This is a genomic window from Anaplasma phagocytophilum str. Webster (assembly GCF_000964685.1).
In the GTDB taxonomy this organism is placed as follows: domain Bacteria; phylum Pseudomonadota; class Alphaproteobacteria; order Rickettsiales; family Anaplasmataceae; genus Anaplasma; species Anaplasma phagocytophilum.
In genome coordinates this window covers 337,843-355,919 of sequence record NZ_LANS01000001.1, presented here as the reverse complement: position 1 = coordinate 355,919, position 18,077 = coordinate 337,843, and the positions used below count along the sequence as shown (strand labels likewise).

Annotated in this window: 15 protein-coding genes and 2 pseudogenes; 15 read left to right on the top strand and 2 right to left on the bottom strand. The window is 43.8% G+C overall.

Annotated elements, in window-relative coordinates; translation table 11 throughout:
• The first annotated feature begins 400 nt into the window (after positions 1-400).
• From APHWEB_RS01425 to APHWEB_RS01390, 8 genes are all read left to right on the top strand, one after another.
• Positions 401-3,019 (top strand): TRAP transporter permease, encoded by a 2,619-nt coding sequence (locus APHWEB_RS01425; RefSeq protein ID WP_021799265.1) that lies wholly within the window; start codon positions 401-403, stop codon positions 3,017-3,019.
• A gap of 9 nt (positions 3,020-3,028) precedes the next feature.
• Positions 3,029-3,628, top strand: coding sequence for a CvpA family protein (locus tag APHWEB_RS01420; RefSeq protein ID WP_011450300.1), 600 nt, complete (start codon positions 3,029-3,031; stop codon positions 3,626-3,628).
• 76 nt (positions 3,629-3,704) lie between these two features.
• Complete coding sequence (rpsF, locus tag APHWEB_RS01415) at positions 3,705-4,034, top strand: 30S ribosomal protein S6 (protein WP_011450301.1); 330 nt, start codon at positions 3,705-3,707, stop codon at positions 4,032-4,034.
• A gap of 10 nt (positions 4,035-4,044) precedes the next feature.
• Entirely contained in the window at positions 4,045-4,335 is a 291-nt protein-coding gene (rpsR, locus tag APHWEB_RS01410; RefSeq protein WP_011450302.1) for a 30S ribosomal protein S18, read from the top strand.
• 23 nt (positions 4,336-4,358) lie between these two features.
• Complete coding sequence (gene rplI / locus APHWEB_RS01405; protein WP_011450303.1) at positions 4,359-4,976, top strand: 50S ribosomal protein L9; 618 nt, start codon at positions 4,359-4,361, stop codon at positions 4,974-4,976.
• Positions 4,977-4,998: 22 nt separating this feature from the next.
• Positions 4,999-6,276 carry a serine hydroxymethyltransferase gene (gene glyA / locus APHWEB_RS01400; RefSeq protein WP_020849225.1) on the top strand — a complete coding sequence of 426 codons (1,278 nt, stop codon included), beginning with the start codon at positions 4,999-5,001 and terminating at the stop codon, positions 6,274-6,276.
• 170 nt (positions 6,277-6,446) lie between these two features.
• Positions 6,447-6,824, top strand: a complete 378-nt coding sequence (locus tag APHWEB_RS01395; protein WP_011450306.1) for a frataxin domain-containing protein — start codon at positions 6,447-6,449, stop codon at positions 6,822-6,824.
• A gap of 15 nt (positions 6,825-6,839) precedes the next feature.
• On the top strand, positions 6,840-8,576 hold the full coding sequence (locus APHWEB_RS01390; RefSeq protein WP_011450307.1) for an ABC transporter ATP-binding protein: 1,737 nt from the start codon (positions 6,840-6,842) through the stop codon (positions 8,574-8,576).
• Positions 8,577-8,749: 173 nt separating this feature from the next.
• Here APHWEB_RS01390 and APHWEB_RS07055 read toward each other — a convergent pair.
• Positions 8,750-8,851 (bottom strand): annotated as a pseudogene (locus APHWEB_RS07055) (succinate dehydrogenase iron-sulfur subunit); the annotation flags it as partial.
• Positions 8,852-9,057: 206 nt separating this feature from the next.
• Here APHWEB_RS07055 and sdhA (APHWEB_RS01385) point away from each other — a divergent pair.
• From sdhA (APHWEB_RS01385) to APHWEB_RS01360, 7 genes and pseudogenes are all read left to right on the top strand, one after another.
• Complete coding sequence (gene sdhA, locus APHWEB_RS01385) at positions 9,058-10,863, top strand: succinate dehydrogenase flavoprotein subunit (RefSeq protein ID WP_021798993.1); 1,806 nt, start codon at positions 9,058-9,060, stop codon at positions 10,861-10,863.
• A gap of 14 nt (positions 10,864-10,877) precedes the next feature.
• Positions 10,878-11,666: a succinate dehydrogenase iron-sulfur subunit gene (locus tag APHWEB_RS01380; protein WP_011450309.1), complete on the top strand. Its 789-nt coding sequence runs from the start codon at positions 10,878-10,880 to the stop codon at positions 11,664-11,666.
• A pseudogene (locus tag APHWEB_RS06240) lies at positions 11,667-11,789 on the top strand (FAD-dependent thymidylate synthase); the annotation flags it as partial. It lies immediately after the preceding gene.
• A gap of 46 nt (positions 11,790-11,835) precedes the next feature.
• Positions 11,836-13,641, top strand: a complete 1,806-nt coding sequence (gene sdhA, locus APHWEB_RS01375) for a succinate dehydrogenase flavoprotein subunit (protein ID WP_021798994.1) — start codon at positions 11,836-11,838, stop codon at positions 13,639-13,641.
• A gap of 14 nt (positions 13,642-13,655) precedes the next feature.
• Entirely contained in the window at positions 13,656-14,444 is a 789-nt protein-coding gene (locus tag APHWEB_RS01370; protein ID WP_011450309.1) for a succinate dehydrogenase iron-sulfur subunit, read from the top strand.
• 3 nt (positions 14,445-14,447) lie between these two features.
• Positions 14,448-15,311, top strand: coding sequence for an FAD-dependent thymidylate synthase (thyX, locus tag APHWEB_RS01365; protein ID WP_044104163.1), 864 nt, complete (start codon positions 14,448-14,450; stop codon positions 15,309-15,311).
• Between the two features lie 413 nt (positions 15,312-15,724).
• Complete coding sequence (locus tag APHWEB_RS01360) at positions 15,725-16,936, top strand: multidrug effflux MFS transporter (protein ID WP_020848779.1); 1,212 nt, start codon at positions 15,725-15,727, stop codon at positions 16,934-16,936.
• A gap of 198 nt (positions 16,937-17,134) precedes the next feature.
• On the opposite strand, the gene APHWEB_RS01350 is transcribed toward APHWEB_RS01360, so the two are convergent.
• Positions 17,135-17,986, bottom strand: a complete 852-nt coding sequence (locus APHWEB_RS01350) for a glycine--tRNA ligase subunit alpha (RefSeq protein ID WP_011450176.1) — start codon at positions 17,984-17,986, stop codon at positions 17,135-17,137.
• Positions 17,987-18,077: the final 91 nt, after the last annotated feature.

The following is an 18,077-nucleotide window of genomic DNA, read 5'->3' as shown; positions in this document are numbered from 1 at the left end:
GTAGTATGGTGAGTAGGCAAACTAAACACCGCTTTAGAGGCAAGTATACAGCCTTTCTTACTTATCTTGAAATAATGACACGTTACCGCGCATGTACATTTTATGGAGATTGTGAGAAGTAATATCTTGATACCGTCATTACTGAGGTATCATACATTCATGTAATTATTTGTGACGACGCAATGTAATCAGCACTTCAACGCATACTATATTGAGTAGTTAGGTGGCTTTATATGTTGTCATAATTGCTATAGTACGGAAGATATTTGTAATTGTATGACATTCGTGGCTATTATCAATAACGTGCTATTGATATGCGATATGTCATGGAGAAGTAGCGTCCTTTGGGTCATTTTCATTGACTGTGAGACTCGGGGATGTTATTTGGGCACGTAGCTATTTGGTTAAAGTATTGATGAAATTGCAAAATGCTGAGGGTATGAAACTGCATCAGGATAGAGATAATTTAGAATACGGTACAGAGTCCACGATCCGCGGGAGAGTAGTAGGGTGCGCGGAGTTTATGTGGACTCTATTTCAGTTATTCATAGCATCACCGCTACCGTTTTGGTTGGCGGCGCAATATGGCATCGGGTGGGTGGTGCTCACAGGCTTGAAGGCAAGGGCAGTACATTTGTCATTCGCATTATTCTTGCTGTATTTGGTTATGCCTTCTTTTAGTAAGGCAGCAAAGTATCGTAGCACTCTTGACTGGATATTAGCTATTTCAGGTATGGGGGCTGTTTCCTATGTATTGATATTTTATGATGCTTTGGCTGCAAGAGTCGCTGTCCCCAACGGGATGGATATAATTGCAGCAGTAATAGGCATGCTTCTGTTGCTAGAAGCTGCAAGGCGCGCCATAGGATTTCCCATAGTAGTAGTGGCCAGTGTTTTTCTGCTATATGCTGCTTTTGGCTACTTTATGCCTGAAGTGATTGCTCATAAGGGACACGATATTGCGTCTATAGTCTCGCATGAGTGGTTGACTTCCGAAGGCGTGTTTGGTGTAGCACTAGGTGTGTCGTGTAATTTTGTATTCTTATACGTGCTTTTTGGAGCTCTACTGGAGCAGGCTGGTGCAGGTAGCTTTTTTATGAGATTGTCGTTTGCGCTGCTCAGAGGTTCAGTGGGCGGACCAGCGAAAGCGGCCGTAATAGGCTCGGGATTTATGGGTATGATGTCAGGGTCTTCGGTGGCCAATACCATAACTGTCGGTTCCTTCACCATACCGCTAATGAAGAAGATGGGGATGACACCCGAAAAGGCAGCAGCAATAGAGGTATCAGCGGGAATAAATGGTCAGATAACCCCGCCAGTCATGGGAGCAGCAGCGTTTTTGATGGCCGAGTTTTTAGCGCTTTCATACTCCAGTATAGTTAAGCATGCGTTTGTGCCGGCGCTAATGGTATATATAGGGTTGCTTGTCATCGTGCATTTTGAGGCACGGAGGTTAGAAGGTAGTACTCCCGGTGTGCGCGCACCCGGTGTAGGAATTCGAGGAGTTATACTTAGACTCTTGATAACCTCGGTTTCTGTTGTTCTCCTTTTTGGCTTCGTTCATATCGTCATTGATGGGGTGTCTATAGCTAATTTCCATATTGCGGGAATTAAGGATATCTTTCAGGGTGCGAGCATATATGCCATTGCAGTTATTTTGGCGATAGTTTACGTTGCAGTCCTTCTTTATAAGCCTGCAAGTACTGCCAAGGATGACGATGATGTATATGGGGATGGCACTGAGAGTGTGTGGAGCATCTTCCAACAGGGGTTACACTATTTTATTCCGGTAGTGATACTGGTGTGGTCATTGGTGGTAGAGAGGGTTTCGTCTTCATTAGCATGTTTTTGGACTAACATCTTTCTTATGTACATGTTACTGGTAGATGGTGTTGTTGCAGCGGTGCGTAGACGTGATTTTTCAGGCATGGCACCTGCATTTATTGATGCTTCGAAGAAGATATGTGCTGCTATGTTGAATAGCGCAAGAAATATGCTGCCCATAGCGGTTGCTACTGCGACGGCTGGTATAGTTGTTGGAGTTGTAGGCTTGACTGGCTTTGGCTTGGCAATGGGTTCTTTTGTCGATGTTTTGGCGGGTAATAGCGTATTTGTAGCTCTATTGATCACTGCGGCTATCTGCATAGTTTTAGGTATGGGAATGCCTACGACTGGATGTTATATAATAGTTTCAACGCTAGTTGTTCCTGTTTTGGGAATTATGGCTCATAAGAATGGGTTATCTACGGCTCCAATAGCATTGCATTTGTTTGTGTTTTACTTTGGTCTTATGGCTGATGTAACACCTCCTGTGGGGATAGCGTCGTATGCTGCGGCGGCTATAGCTAAGGCTAATGCTTTTAAAACGGGGGTGCAGTCGTTCTTGTATAACATCAAGACTATGGTTATCCCATTCATGTTTGTGTTCAATAATGACCTCATTCTGTATGGTGTAGAAAATGTGTGGAGAGCGGCCTTAGCTATAGCGCAGGCGCTGCTTAGTATTATCGTGCTTTCTGCAGGTATGCAGGGGTTTTTCCTAAGGCGTAATAGGTTTTATGAATCTATGATCTTGCTTGTTTTGGCATTTGCGCTGATGGCTCCTAACTATATTGCTGGGGTGATATCTAGTAATCGTACTGATGTTACGTTTGAGCAGAGTACTATGCATATGGGTAAGGGTGATGCTATTACGGTGAATTTTGATAGGACCATAGGTGAAAAGGTGAAGAGTGGGTACGTTGTGGTGCCGGTGCGTGATGGCTTTGAGGGTAGTGTATTTAGGATGCTCAAAGACAGGGTAGGGCTGGTAGTAGAGCGTATTGACGGAGCAATGGTCGTGCAGAGTGTTTACCAAGGCAGTTACGTTGCGGAAGATATCGAGAGTGGTGATGTAATAACTGGATTGGTGATATCTAGAAAGAATGAAAATGGTGATTATGTAAGCATGGCGGCTATTTTAATGTTGGTGCTGTTGGCATTTTTCCAGGCGCGTACTAGGGATAACATTGGGCGGTGAAGGGCGTCTATGGTTTTAGACATTACAGTGCTGCTTCTTGCGTTGCTTTTAATGGTTCTGGGTTGTGTAAGGGGGTTTGTAAAGGAGGCCTTGGGAATTGCGGGGTTGGTTGCGGTTATCTTCGTTACCATATCTCACGGTGATTATTTTTCTGAAATGTATGGAGCGCGGGTACGTTCTGAGACTCTAGCTGAGGTGTTTTCCAGAGTTACTGTATTCATTGGTTCTATGGCCTGTGTAATTCTTGTAAATGGAATAATAATTCGAATATTGTCTCCCTTGAGGCACAGTTTATTGGATAGGGTTTCGGGATCTATTTTGGGGATGGCTAAAGGGCTTGTTTTATCGTACTTTCTGTTTTTGGCCATGGAGACCTTTTTGTACATTTTTGCTCCGTATCCCAAGCATGATCTAGACACTCGTATTGAGTTGCCTGGCTGGTTTGTGGAGACGTATTCGTATAACGTCTTTTCTGTAGCTAGTGAATACGTAGGCAATGTGGTATCTGATGATACGTATGAAAAGATTACTCTGATTGTACGGAGTTTTCTGGATAAAAAGCGTGCCAGTCATAGGCCTGGTAAATACGAATATTCGGATGAAATCTAGATGTTATAGTTCTTGATTGTGTCTTGCTCTGGTATATAATACCTGAGTGATTTTTTTGTTCATGAGAGGTTTTATAGTGCCTTTTTACGAGTTTGCTTTTATAGCGCAGCAAGGTCTTACGCAGTATGAGTTGGAAGGGCTTTCAAAGGGATTGACCGCTTTGTTGGTGAAGATGGGGGCTGAGCTCGTTAAATATGAGTACTGGGGGCTTCTGGATTTTGTATACAGTATCGCCAAGAATAATAAGGGGCATTATTGTATGATGTACATACGGGCTGAGCCTGCTGCTATGGATGAATTTAAGCGCAAGGTGAAGCTGAACGAGGATGTACTGAGATTTTTGTGTTTAAAGGTGGATAAGGTCCCTGAGGGGCGTTCTGCTATGATGGGTTCGGATCAGGATTAGGAGGTTTTCTGTGTCGCATGGGGGTAAAAGACGTAGTGGAGATGGGGGTTCTGAAGGGAGTTCATATTCTCCTTTAGTGTACTTGAAGAGGCCATATTTTAGGAAATCTAGATCGTGTCCTTTAGCGCAGTGTCCTGATGAGGATATAGATTACAAGAATAAGGTATTGCTTTCGAAGTTTGTCTCTGAGTACGGCAGGATTCTTCCAAGTAGGATAACGTCTGTATCTGCTAGGAAGCAGAAGTTGCTGGCGCGTGCTATCAAGAGAGCTAGATATCTTGCTTTGCTGCCTTATTGCTAAATTAAGTGAAATGTGGGTCTTTGATGTTATCGGTAATTCTTAAGTCTAGCATAAGAGGGCTGGGCAAGGCTGGTGAAGTTGCTAAAGTTAGGCCTGGGTATGCTAGGTATCTTTTGGCAGATGGAAAGGCAATGCGGGCTACGAAGAGGAACATGGAGCTCTTGGCGGAGAAGCTTGCTGTCATGGAAGAGGAGAGTAATCAGAAGCTGAGGGAGGCTGAAAAGGTGGCGGAGGCTCTTGCGGGAGAGTGCTTTGTTATGATTAGGCAGGCTTCGGATGATGGGAAGCTTTTTGGTTCTGTTGCTGTGCGAGATGTTGCGAAGTTGCTTGGTAGTCTTGGTTACAATGTGCAGCCTAAGGAAGTGTTCTTCAGTGAGGTGATCAAGCGCATAGGCGAGTACGAGATTAATGTCGAGTTACACGCTGATCTGGTAGCGGTAGTTAAGCTGTACGTTGTGAGGAATGAGGCAGAGGCTGAGCGGACAAGGTTGCAGGTTGCTCGGGATAGGAAAAGTAGAAATGCTGCTGCCGCTTCAGAGGTGCAAGATGCGCCTGTGGAAGACGGGGGAGATGAGGTTGTGTCTGTTGATTCGGTTGCTGCTGAAGATGGTGGTGCCGATGCTAGCGGTGGTACTGCTTAGGTTATTTTGAGGGAATTTGTCTATGGTTGGGTACATTGGGGACATCCATATAAGTGAGAGTGATGCTGAGGTTGCTGAGTGTTTATCTGCTGAGTATAAGCGGCAGAATACGTCTCTGCAGATGATAGCTTCGGAGAATTTTGTTAGCCGTGCTGTTCTGCAGGCTCAAGGATCGGTCCTAACCAACAAATATGCGGAGGGTTATCCCGGTAGTAGGTATTACTGTGGTTGTTCTGAGGTAGACGTTGCGGAGACTTTGGCTGTGGAGCGTCTATGTAAGTTATTTGGCTGTAAGTACGCTAATGTTCAGCCGCACTCAGGGTCGCAGGCGAATCAGCAAGTGTACATGGCGTTATTAAAGCCCGGAGACACCGTGCTAGGGATGTCATTGGACTCGGGAGGGCACTTAACGCATGGAGCGGGGCCTAATGTATCGGGGAAGTGGTTTAATGCTGTGCCCTATAATGTTAGGCGTGACACAAACCTTCTGGATATGGATGAGATAGAAGAGATTGCTTTGAGGGTGAAGCCTAATTTGATCATAGCAGGTGCTTCCTCGTATCCTAGACGAATAGACTTCAAGGCCTTCAGGGCTATAGCTGATAAGGTGGGGGCATATTTCCTAGCGGATATAGCGCATTACTCAGGGTTAATAGCAGGAGGTCAGTATCCGACGCCATTTGGCTATGCGCATGTAGTGACGTCGACTACGCACAAGACGCTACGTGGTCCTCGCGGAGGCGTGATAATGACAGATGATGAGGAAATACACAAAAAGTTAAGGTCGGCGGTATTTCCTGGCATGCAGGGAGGGGCTCTGATGCATGTAATAGCGGCGAAAGCGGTTGCTTTTCGTGAGGCAATGAGTCCGGATTTTAAGGTATATGTTAGCCAGATTCTTGATAATTCTCGTGCTTTAGCAGCAGTTTTAGCTACTGGAGGGTTGGATGTAGTAACTGGTGGGACTGATAGCCATATGGTGGTTGTTGATTTGCGCTCCAAGGGGCTCACTGGCAGGGATGTTTCGTCTTCGTTGGAGAGAGCTGGGATTGTATGTAATAAAAATGCTGTTCCATTTGATACTGAAAAGCCGTGGGTAACCTCTGGTATTAGGTTAGGTGCTGCTGCTGAAACTTCTAGAGGGTTGGTGGTCAAGGATTTTGAGAAGATAGGGCAGCTTGTATTGAAGATTGTGGACTCTATGAGGGCTGGAGCGGATATGTCCGTAGTGGAGTCGGGGGTTAGAGAAGAGGTTGCTACTCTTGTTAGGGTAGTGCCGTACGATACTTTGGCTTGCTAGGTGTTTTAGCTGTTGTTGGCGTGAGCTTAAGTATTGTTGGTTTTGGGTATGCGCTTGTTTGTCGGATGTTAGTTCTCTGCGGTTAGATTGCGTTCTAGCGCATGTTTGTACGCAATTGGTTGTAGTTTTTACATAGATTTGTTGTAGCTTATCTGGGAGTGCCTAGGTCGTTGGGTTGCTTTGCTAGTAGCAGTAAGGATTTTGCAATCAGGGCATTGTTAATGGTAGATAAAGGTTCGGGCGTTAGTTATCTAGATCTAGCTCGTGGGGCGTTGGATTCCTTGGTGTCGATGGTAGAGGAGAAAAGCTCGTCTGCGGGGTCTTTGCTTTCTTGTGACAGTAATGGGGATGTTGTTGAAATCTCTGATGGGGATTCGGATTATTTGATCAGCTGGCATGCGCAGACCCAGCAGATATGGGTGGCGTCACCGGTAAGTGGGTCCGTGCGCTTTGTATATGATGCGGATCAAGGTCTGTGGTGTGAACAAAGGAGTGGACGTGAGTTGTTCGCTTTCGTGAGGCAGGAGATTTGCGAGATTTTTTGTTAGGGAAGTAGGTATTAGATGAGGCTGCTTCTTTCCTATATTAAGCCTTATAAGAAGTATTTCTTATCTGCGGCGGCTGTTGTAATCATCAGTTCGGGAGCGATACTGGCTTTTGGACGTGGTTTGAGTGCTTTAATAGATGATGGCTTGTTCGGCGGAGATGCAGGGGTTTGGCCTCTGATTTGGGTTTTTTTGCTTACTTTAGTAATTGCTACAGGCTCGTATTTACGTCTTTGGCTCTGTGGAATGGGGGCAGAATTTGTTATACGGGATTTGAGGCGTCGGTTATACGATAAGATAGTTAGTCTATCACCTAGCGCACTCGAGACAACTAGTACTTCATTATTGATGTCGCGTCTTATGGCGGATACTGCGGCATTGCATTCTATTCTAAGCGGTAGTGTTTTGTTTATATTTCGTAACATTACTGTGTTTCTCAGCAGTGTAGGCATGCTAATCTATACAAATTTTCTTTTAACTGTGCGTATTGTTTGGGTAGTGCCTTTATTGCTCCTGATAGTTGCTTTTTTGGGTAAGCGCGTTAAGCGTGCAGGGGTGTTTTCGCGGATGAGGAAGGACGCACTGGCACATTTTAGTGAGGAGACATGCAGAGGTCTGAAGGTTATTCAGTCTTTGGTGGCTGAGAAAAGGGTTCAGCAGAAATTTTCTTGTTTATTGGAAGAAGTTTCTGATTCTGAGAGTAAATATGTGGTCTTGAGGGCGCTGTTAGTCACATTAATAATTGCTTCTGTTGCTGGATCTGTGGGGGTTGTTCTATGGATTGGAATTAAGGCAGTAGCTGAGCATGATATGAGTGGAGGTGCCTTATTGTCATTTGTTTTCTATTCGGCCTTGGCGGCTGGTTCAGTCAATGGCTTGGGGGATAATATGCATGATCTTCAGAAAGCAGTAGGGATTTCGGAGGATATTGATGCACTGCTTAATATGCCCTCATCTATAAATGATGCGTCGGAATGTAAGGATGTTTATGAAATCAAGGAATCAGTTGACATAAACGATGTAACTTTTGCCTATGCAGGTAAGAAGGAGATTCCTGTTCTCAAGGGAATTAGCCTATCGATGAAGAAGGGAGAAAAAATAGCTATAGTAGGATATTCAGGGAGTGGGAAGAGTACTATAGTCGACCTATTATTGAGGTTCTACGATGTTGGCAGTGGTAGCATCACTATTGACGGAGTAGATATCAGGCAAATCTCCTTGAGAAGCTTGAGGACGCTTTTTTGTGTTGTGTCGCAAAGTCCTGTTATATTCTCGGGCACTATTTTGGACAATATAACTTACGGAATCCATGATTACACTGAAGAGCAATTGAACCATGCTATAGAAGGTGCAAGTATCGCAGATTTTATTAATGAGCTACCTAATAAAATTCATACTTTTGTTGGTGAAAAGGGAGTATGCCTATCTGAGGGGCAAAAACAGAGAATTGTTGTGGCTCGTACTATACTTCGGCGTCCTGAGGTGCTTATTTTGGATGAGGCAACTTCAGCGCTAGATTCTGATAATGAAGACAAAGTATATAGGGCATTACGTGAGTTAATGCGGGATAAGTTGACGATAACAGTTGCGCATAGGCTCGCGACTATTGTAGATTCTGATAAAATTGTCGTTCTTCATGACGGTGTTATACAGGAAGTAGGAACACACGCTACGCTTATGCAGGATGATGATAGCCTGTACGCTAGGTTATTTAAACTCCAGTGTAAAGTAGGGGCAGGCAGTACATCAATATAAGGTTGCCTATACTCTTCGGTATCTTGGGTTATGCCATAGAGTAAATGCATGTCTGCTGAGCTTTTGACAAAGTAGAAGCACATTTACGTGTAAGGTCGGATAATAGGATTACCACCTTGTGACAGTACTGGCACTACCAAACGCTTCGTATATCCCGTAGCCTTATCCGCCATCTAGAGCTCCAATCCTTTTATTATTATCTGCTTTATTTTCGCTATCGCCTTAGCAGGATTCAGATCCTTGGGACAAGTCTTAGTGCAATTACGGTATTGGTGGTTACATGATAGATGGGTGAATATTGTTTTGTTACTGAAGCACGATTTTAGTTGCATATGCGCAGAATTGAAAAATACGCTATATATTATGTATAAGGGCTTGACTAACGTTTCTTAAGTTCTAAACGAGTTCAAAGTTGTGTTGACTCCATAGGGGATTGTGGTAGCCTAAAAGTAGTTCCAGTTAAGTTATCAGTGTGATTGAAGTGTCTAGATCCGCATACGAAGTTGTGGACCATGAGTATGACGTGGTTGTTGTTGGTGCGGGTGGTGCAGGATTGCGCGCTGTAGTGGGTATGACGGCAGCGGGTCTTTCGGTTGCGTGCGTTACTAAAGTATTTCCAACACGGAGCCACACTGTTGCTGCACAAGGTGGTATTAGCGCTGCGTTGGGTAATATAGCAGAAGATGATTGGCGATGGCACATGTTCGATACAGTCAAGGGTTCTGATTGGCTAGGTGATCAGGATGCGATTGAGTACATGTGTAAGAATGCTATGCAGTCCGTTGTGGAGCTTGAGCATTGTGGAGTGCCTTTCTCTAGAACTAAGGAAGGTAAGATATATCAGCGTCCTTTTGGTGGGATGACAACTGAATACGGCAAGGGTAAGCCTGCAGTACGTACATGTGCTGCATCAGATAAAACAGGACATGCTATATTGCATGCTTTGTATCAGCAGTCTTTGAGGTTTGATGCGAAGTTTTTCGTCGAGTACTTCGCAATAGACTTGATAATGAGTGAAGATAATCGGTCATGTTGTGGGGTGTTGGCATGGTCTTTGTGCGATGGTGTTTTACATAGATTTCGTGCTCATGCAGTAGTTTTAGCTACTGGTGGGTATGGGCGTGTATATTTTTCTGCAACTAGCGCACATACATGTACTGGAGATGGTGGTGGAATGGCGGCAAGGGCTGGTATTCCGCTTGAGGATATGGAATTTGTGCAATTTCACCCTACGGGCATATATGGTTCTGGGTGCTTGATGACAGAAGGCTGCCGTGGTGAAGGGGGCTACTTGCTGAATTCTGCTGGGGAGAGATTTATGGAGCGATATGCTCCAAAGGCAAAGGACTTGGCTTCGCGTGATGTTGTAAGTCGTTCAATGACTATGGAGATACGTGAAGGCAGGGGAGTAGGTGAGAAGAAGGATCACATATATTTGTCTATTGCGCATCTAGATCCTAAAGTAATCCATGAGAGGCTTCCTGGTATAAGTGAAACAGCGAAGACGTTTGCTGGTGTTGATGTTACTAAGGAGCCAATACCGGTGATTCCTACGGTTCACTACAACATGGGTGGTATCCCTACTAACTATCACGGAGAGGTTCTATCATTAAATAGCAGTAGTGGAAGTTACGAAGTGGTAGAGGGTTTATTTGCTATAGGTGAAGCCGCTTGTGTATCTGTACATGGTGCGAATCGTTTAGGGTCGAATTCTCTATTGGATTTGGTGGTATTTGGACGAGCAGCTGCGATAAGGGCGAAAGAGGTTATAAAGCCTGGAGGTTTGCATAGACCTATTAGGAAGGATTTTGAAGATAGTATAATAGATAGATTTGATCGCATGCGTTACGCTAACGGTGCTACGAGGGTTGCGGAGATACGTAGTCGTATGCAAAATGTGATGCAGGAGCATGCTGCAGTATTCCGTGTTGCGGAGGTGCTAGAGAAGGGTAAAAAGGAGATCAGGGGAGTTGCCGCAATGATGAAAGATATTTCGGTAACTGATAGGAGTATGGTCTGGAACAGCGATCTGGTAGAGGCATTAGAGCTATCGAATATGATGCCGCAAGCTGTAGTGACTGTAGATTGTGCTGCAAATCGAAAGGAGAGCAGGGGTGCGCATGCGCGGGAAGATTTCCCAGAGCGTGATGATGAAAATTGGATGAAGCATACGATGGCGTGGTGTAACTGCGATACGTATGAAGTGAAGATAGGCTATAAAGAGGTAGCTACTTATACTTTGACAAATGAAGTAGAGTATTTTCCTCCGCAGAAAAGGGTTTATTAGAGAGGGTTAATAATATGGTGCAGTTTTCTTTGCCAAAAAACTCCAAGATAAACCCGAATGGTAAGGTATACAATGCTACGGAGGGTGCTAAGCGCACTGGATGTTTTAAGATATATAGGTGGTCACCTGATGACGGAGAGAATCCGAGGATTGATACCTACTATATAGATTTGGACAAATGTGGGCAGATGGTCCTTGATGCGCTAATTAAAGTTAAGAATGAGTATGACTCGACTTTGACTTTTAGGAGGTCATGTCGTGAGGGGATATGTGGATCGTGTGCGATGAATATAGATGGCACGAACACTTTGGCATGTACGAAGTATATTTCTGATATTAAGGGAGATGTGAAAATATTTCCCTTACCGCATATGGATGTTATCAAAGATTTGGTGCCGGATTTAAGTAATTTTTACAAGCAATATAAGTCTATAAGTCCTTGGTTGAAGTCTGATGGTGCGAGGTCTGATAGGGAGGAGCATCTTCAGAGCATAGAGGACAGGAGTAAGTTGGACAAGGTATACGATTGCATTTTGTGTGCGTGTTGTAGTACAAGTTGTCCGAGTTATTGGTGGAATCCAGATAAGTATTTGGGACCTGCGGCGTTGTTGCAGGTATACAGGTGGTTGGTTGATAGTAGGGATACGGCGACAGAGGAGCGTCTTGCGTTTTTAGAGGATGCTTTTAAGTTATACAGGTGTCATACTATCATGAATTGTACTAAGACTTGTCCCAAGGATCTGAATCCTGCTAAGGCGATAGCGAAAATAAAGCAGATGATGATAAAAGGATTGGAGCTCTAGATGGTGGATGAGGCTACGGAATATACGAAGCGTTTGGTAGTGCCGGCACTTGAGAATGTGTTATATCAGGAACATAAGGTGTTGGATCATGGTTTTGTGCGGGTTATTGACTACATGGGGGATTGTGGTAGCCTAAAAGTAGTTCCGGTTATGTTATAGTGTGCCTGAGGTGTCTAGATCCGCATACGAAGTTGTGGACCATGAGTATGACGTGGTTGTTGTTGGTGCGGGTGGTGCAGGGTTGCGCGTAGTGATTGGTATGACTGCGGCTGGGTTTTCGGTTGCATGTATTACTAAGGTGTTTCCAACACGGAGCCACACTGTTGCTGCACAAGGTGGTATCAATGCAGCGTTGGGTAATGTAACGGAGGATGATTGGCGATGGCACATGTTCGATACAGTCAAGGGTTCTGATTGGCTAGGTGATCAGGATGCGATTGAGTACATGTGTAAGAATGCGATACAGTCTGTTATAGAGCTTGAGCATTATGGGGTGCCTTTCTCTAGAACTAAGGAAGGTAAGATATATCAGCGTCCCTATGGTGGGATGACAACTGAATACGGCAAGGGTAAGCCTGCAGTACGTACATGTGCTGCATCAGATAAAACAGGACATGCTATATTGCATGCTTTGTATCAGCAGTCTTTGAGGTTTGATGCGAAGTTTTTCGTCGAGTACTTCGCAATAGACTTGATAATGAGTGAAGATAATCGGTCATGTTGTGGGGTGTTGGCATGGTCTTTGTGCGATGGTGTTTTACATAGATTTCGTGCTCATGCAGTAGTTTTAGCTACTGGTGGGTATGGGCGTGTATATTTTTCTGCAACTAGCGCACATACATGTACTGGAGATGGTGGTGGAATGGCGGCAAGGGCTGGTATTCCGCTTGAGGATATGGAATTTGTGCAATTTCACCCTACGGGCATATATGGTTCTGGGTGCTTGATGACAGAAGGCTGCCGTGGTGAAGGGGGCTACTTGCTGAATTCTGCTGGGGAGAGATTTATGGAGCGATATGCTCCAAAGGCAAAGGACTTGGCTTCGCGTGATGTTGTAAGTCGTTCAATGACTATGGAGATACGTGAAGGCAGGGGAGTAGGTGAGAAGAAGGATCACATATATTTGTCTATTGCGCATCTAGATCCTAAAGTAATCCATGAGAGGCTTCCTGGTATAAGTGAAACAGCGAAGACGTTTGCTGGTGTTGATGTTACTAAGGAGCCAATACCGGTGATTCCTACGGTTCACTACAACATGGGTGGTATCCCTACTAACTATCACGGAGAGGTTCTATCATTAAATAGCAGTAGTGGAAGTTACGAAGTGGTAGAGGGTTTATTTGCTATAGGTGAAGCCGCTTGTGTATCTGTACATGGTGCGAATCGTTTAGGGTCGAATTCTCTATTGGATTTGGTGGTATTTGGACGAGCAGCTGCGATAAGGGCGAAAGAGGTTATAAAGCCTGGAGGTTTGCATAGACCTATTAGGAAGGATTTTGAAGATAGTATAATAGATAGATTTGATCGCATGCGTTACGCTAACGGTGCTACGAGGGTTGCGGAGATACGTAGTCGTATGCAAAATGTGATGCAGGAGCATGCTGCAGTATTCCGTGTTGCGGAGGTGCTAGAGAAGGGTAAAAAGGAGATCAGGGGAGTTGCCGCAATGATGAAAGATATTTCGGTAACTGATAGGAGTATGGTCTGGAACAGCGATCTGGTAGAGGCATTAGAGCTATCGAATATGATGCCGCAAGCTGTAGTGACTGTAGATTGTGCTGCAAATCGAAAGGAGAGCAGGGGTGCGCATGCGCGGGAAGATTTCCCAGAGCGTGATGATGAAAATTGGATGAAGCATACGATGGCGTGGTGTAACTGCGATACGTATGAAGTGAAGATAGGCTATAAAGAGGTAGCTACTTATACTTTGACAAATGAAGTAGAGTATTTTCCTCCGCAGAAAAGGGTTTATTAGAGAGGGTTAATAATATGGTGCAGTTTTCTTTGCCAAAAAACTCCAAGATAAACCCGAATGGTAAGGTATACAATGCTACGGAGGGTGCTAAGCGCACTGGATGTTTTAAGATATATAGGTGGTCACCTGATGACGGAGAGAATCCGAGGATTGATACCTACTATATAGATTTGGACAAATGTGGGCAGATGGTCCTTGATGCGCTAATTAAAGTTAAGAATGAGTATGACTCGACTTTGACTTTTAGGAGGTCATGTCGTGAGGGGATATGTGGATCGTGTGCGATGAATATAGATGGCACGAACACTTTGGCATGTACGAAGTATATTTCTGATATTAAGGGAGATGTGAAAATATTTCCCTTACCGCATATGGATGTTATCAAAGATTTGGTGCCGGATTTAAGTAATTTTTACAAGCAATATAAGTCTATAAGTCCTTGGTTGAAGTCTGATGGTGCGAGGTCTGATAGGGAGGAGCATCTTCAGAGCATAGAGGACAGGAGTAAGTTGGACAAGGTATACGATTGCATTTTGTGTGCGTGTTGTAGTACAAGTTGTCCGAGTTATTGGTGGAATCCAGATAAGTATTTGGGACCTGCGGCGTTGTTGCAGGTATACAGGTGGTTGGTTGATAGTAGGGATACGGCGACAGAGGAGCGTCTTGCGTTTTTAGAGGATGCTTTTAAGTTATACAGGTGTCATACTATCATGAATTGTACTAAGACTTGTCCCAAGGATCTGAATCCTGCTAAGGCGATAGCGAAAATAAAGCAGATGATGATAAAAGGATTGGAGCTCTAGATGGTGGATGAGGCTACGGAATATACGAAGCGTTTGGTAGTGCCGGCACTTGAGAATGTGTTATATCAGGAACATAAGGTGTTGGATCATGGTTTTGTGCGGGTTATTGACTACATGGGGTCTGATGCCTCGATTGTTCAAGCAGCGCGGGTTTCATACGGTAAGGGAACTAAACAAGTAAGTCAAGATGCCGCGCTTATAGGGTATCTTATGAGGCATGCTCATACGTCTCCTTTTGAAATGTGTGAGATAAAGTTTCACATAAAATTGCCTATTTTCGTGGCGCGTCAATGGGTTAGGCATAGGACTGCTAGTATAAATGAGAGTTCTGCTAGGTATTCTGTAGTTGAGAACGAGTTTTACATTCCGGAAGCTTGCGATGTTGCAGAGCAGTCTTCTAACAATGCTCAGGGTAGGGGTAATCCTCTAACGTCAGAGGTGGCTCAGAATGTAATAGGCATGTTTAAGGACAACTCTGACAGTATGTATGCATCTTATGAATCAATGTTGAGTGATGGTGTTGCGAGAGAGTTAGCTAGAATGACTCTTCCTTTGAACTGCTACACGCACTGGTATTGGAAAGTGGATTTGCATAATTTGCTCAGGTTTGTGACTCTACGCTTAGGAAGTGGGGCTCAGTACGAGTTGCGCGCTTACGCTGGAAAAATATTGGATATAATTGCACTGTGGGTTCCTATGGTGTATGCAGCATATATGGAGTATTGCTTTGAATCAAAGACCTTATCCAAAAGCGCGTTATCTGTCATTAGGATGCTGTTGAAAGGTGAGAAAGTCTCTAGGGAAGACGTGGGCATGAGTAAGAGGGAATGGGGTGAACTGATGGCTACTTTGTATCCTGATGAGTAGTAAAATATTCTTATCGAATTTGCATCTGTCGCTAGTATAGGCGGCTCAGCTGGTTGCATTTTTGGGATTTGACCATTGAGAGCTGACACTTTGAACCATGTTATGTTTAGTGTACGGTATGCCTTTACTGCGCGGTGGAGTAATCCGATTTCAAGTTCCTGTATGCGCTAAAAAGTGGAAATAGGTGATTTTCTTGGATGCATGATGCTATATGAAGTGGTATCCTCTTAAGATTGTGATAATTGTTGAGAAATTTTTCGGATATATCATATATAATGTGTTGTGAGCTGTTTTAGGAGAGTATCTCTGAGAAGGGTATTCTGCTCCACCTGGTGTGTCTTTGCACATGAATACACCGAATTTGCTCATGGTATGTAAGGAAGAGCAGTTGTTTTTATAGGGGTTTTTTGGTTATGCTCGTGCTTCGAGAGACTGTGGTATTGTTTCTTGTGATAATGTCTATCACAATTTGTGATATATCATACGATATGTATGCTCCAGGTCTTCCGCAAATAGGTGCGTTTTTTGGTGTAGCCCAAACTATCGTGCAGCTTACTGTTAGCATGAATCTTCTTGGGGGTGCATTATCTGGTTTAATTTACGGGCCCTTGTCGGACCATTATGGTAGAAGGAGCGTAATGTTATGGGGCATTGCCATTTTCGTTATTGCGAGCATTGGGTGCTGTTTTGCCTGGAGTATAGGTGTTCTGATAGTGCTAAGGTTCCTCCAAGGGCTAGGAGCAGGAGTAGCAGGTGTTGTGGGATTTGCTATAGTAAATGATATATACGTTGGGGAAGCGGCGGCTAAAAATCTTTCTATAGTGAACATGGTCGTTTCTTTATCTCCCGCGGTGGGGCCAATAATGGGTAGCTACATAGTATCATTGGGATATGGATGGAGATTATTGTTTGTACTAGTCTCGATGATTTCTGTGCTATTACTTCTAGCCCTGATATTTGGATTGACAGAAACAATACAAAATAGACGGGAAAAGTTGTCATTATCCTCCATTCTTGCTGAATATGGTGCACTATTTAGAAATTATAGATTCCTATGTTTCGCTCTTGTTCAGAGCCTTACAATCATGTGGGTATGGGCGTCAATGGCGAATTTACCGTTTGTGTTTATTGAAGGTATGCATTTGCCAGTTGAATACTACGGGTATTTAGTGGCTATGAGTGTAGTGTCCTATATAGCTGGGACTATAGTAAATAGGAGATTGATAGGAAAGCTGGGCATGATGCGCATGATAGTGCTCGGTTTGCTGTCAGTAATGATACCGGATGTTATAGTGATTATATGTCACTACGCATTTCCGGCATTTCTTACTCCGCTATTCATTGAGATGATTTGGTTGCCATCTTCCTTTGGTATAGCATTTATCACAAGTAATAGTGTTGCGATTGCTTTTGGTGAAGTTAGGGATAAGGGAGCGGCATCGGCATTTATATCGTTTGGGCAAACAATTTTTGGTGCTTGTGGTATATATATCGTGGGCAAGTTTTACAATGGCACCATTGTTCCGGTATCTGTGCTGCCTATAGTGTGTTGTTTATTGGGTATGACTATTATTTGGCTTCTCACAAAGAGAGAAGGCATGTTCCCAAGAGAAAAGACAGTATGATCTCATGCAATGTTGCGTTGCGAGGTCCAATCAAAGCAAATTCGATTTGCCGAGACTAAAGTTCTAGAGTTACGACTCTCTATAGCAAACTTACTAAACCCAGAACAGATGGTATTTTTCAGATACCCCAATGCAATATCCATCATTTTAGATGGCATCTGTTCGCATAATATTTCAAAAACTAAATCAAGAGACATATCACGCTACTTTGTATAGCTTTACATAAGATTGGCAGCACATATTAGTCATTTTCCTAACTCTGAGTATGTAAGAGGCCCGTTCATTGACGCCAATAACCCCCCTAGCCTCAAGCAAGTTTAGAATATGACTAGCTTTAAGACATAAGTCATACCCAGCAATGGGTAGATCATTTTGTACCATCACGAGGCACATTTCTTCATTTTTCTCAAAGCTATGGACCAAGAAATCTGTATCATAATGTTCGAAAGAAAGAGCTGAAAATTCCCTCTCTCTATCTTTAAATATTTCCCCGTATTTAACGCCAGCACTATTCCAGACAATATCGTATACGTTATCTACCCCTTGGAGTACCATGGCAATTCTTTCAAGGCCATAAGCTATTTCTCCAGGAATGACAGAGCACTCTATTCCCCCGACTTGCTGCATATAAGTGAATTGAGTAATTTCCATACCATTACAAGAAACTTCCCACCCATAACCATATGCACCTATGCTAGGGTTTTCCCAGTCATCTTCAATGAACCGTATATCAAAGTCAGTAGTAGATATTCCTATTTTTTCCAGGCTCCGAAGATAATCATCCCGCAAGGTAGTCCTAGAAGGCTGTATTATAACTTGATACTGATGATGCTGGTACAATCTATTGGGGTTATCCCCATACCGTCCATCGCATGGACGGATAACAGGCTGTACATACGCTACCATGGTGTTCTTTCCAGAAAGAACCTCAAGAGAAGTTGCGGGGTGTAGAGTTCCTGCCCCGAGTTCTGTGGTATAAGGATGTACTATCGAGCACCCATAGTCCTCCCAGTATCTCTCCAAATTTCTTACTATGCTCTGGAAGTTCACAAGATAAGATAAAAATCATGACAACCGCCCAGATGATGCGTTGAACTATGATATTGAAGAAGGTACATCCATATTTTGGTGAAAATGAGAA